Genomic DNA, 1,308 nt, shown 5'->3' with positions numbered 1-1,308 from the left:
GGTTCATCACGGAATCCTGGGAAACACAGAAACAAGAACGCCGATTTGATTGATGATGTTCGTGCGAGCAAACACATCTAACAAACCGGCGTTCTTATGCGCGATATTAATACTTTCCTTCCTTTTTGGGAGGGCTTTTCTGTCGTCACGATCAAACCTGATGGCGACGCCCTCCAGATCGATCTGACACCCCACGCCACCCGATTCCCGTCCTGCGGTGGCTGCCACAAGCCCTGTTCAACCACTCATGAGTATTGCGAGCGTACAGTTCGTGACTTGCCGATTCTCGGTCGCGCGGTGCGCCTCAGTGTGTTGCTCAGGCGGGTTGGCTGCCGCGACTGTGGCAAACGTATGGAAGCCGTCAGCTGGCTGGATCGTTATGCGCGCATGACGCGCCGCCTGGCCGATGCCGTCATTCAAGCCTGCGAGCGCCTTCCCACGCTGCACGTGGCTCAGATGTTTGGACTGCATTGGGACACCGTTCGACTGTTGGAGCGTCGAGCCTTGCAAGCGGCGTTGAGCGAGTTGCCAAAGGCGCAACCACGACGCCTGGTGATGGATGAATTCGCTCTATTCAAGGGACATCGCTACGCCAGTGTTGTGTTGGATGCCGATACGCGACGAGTGCTTTGGATCGGCGAAGGCCGCAGCCGAGCGGCGGTCAGGCCCTTTTTCGAAGAGCTTGGGCCAGAGGGTTGCGCACGAATCGAAGCGGTGGCGATGGACATGAACACCGCGTTTGACCTGGAGGTGCGTCAGCACTGCCCAAAAGCGCGCGTGGTCTATGACCTCTTCCATGTGGTGGCCAAATATGGCCGAGAGGTCATTGATCGGGTCCGCGTCGACGAAGCTAACCGGCTACGTCATGACAAGCCGGCTCGCAAGGTCATCAAGCAGGCGCGATGGCTGTTGCTGCGCAATCCGCAGAATCTGAAAACGCCTGAGCAACAGGTCCGTTTGGAGGATCTGCTGGCGGCCAACCGAGCGTTGATGACGGTCTACTTGATGAAGGCTGAACTCAAAACGCTTTGGACGCCGAGCACTGCCTGGGGCTGGCGATCAGCCTGGAAGCAATGGCTGCGCCATGCTCATGAAAGCGAAATACCGGCCTTAATCCTGTTTGCCAAACGATTGAAGGGTTATTGGCGGGGCATCGTGAGCCGGGTTCGCTGGCCGATGCATACGGGTCAGCTGGAAGGGATAAACAATCGAATAAAGGTCATCAAGCGGATGGCGTACGGTTACCGGGATAGCGAATTCTTTTTCATGAAGATCAAGAGCGTCTTTCCCGGTAATCCGTGAAGAACC

General features: G+C 56.7%; 1 protein-coding gene. It reads left to right on the top strand.

Annotated features, from left to right (window positions below):
- The first annotated feature begins 96 nt into the window (after nt 1–96).
- Nucleotides 97–1,302 (top strand): ISL3 family transposase, encoded by a 1,206-nt coding sequence (locus tag ACYP2Q_RS31405; protein WP_459734094.1) that lies wholly within the window; start codon nt 97–99, stop codon nt 1,300–1,302.
- The last annotated feature ends 6 nt before the right edge of the window (nt 1,303–1,308 follow it).

The sequence above is a fragment of the Pseudomonas sp. MHK4 genome (assembly GCF_054600775.1).
Note: the sequence above shows the minus strand (reverse complement) of the source record. Positions and strands in the feature narration are given on the sequence as shown.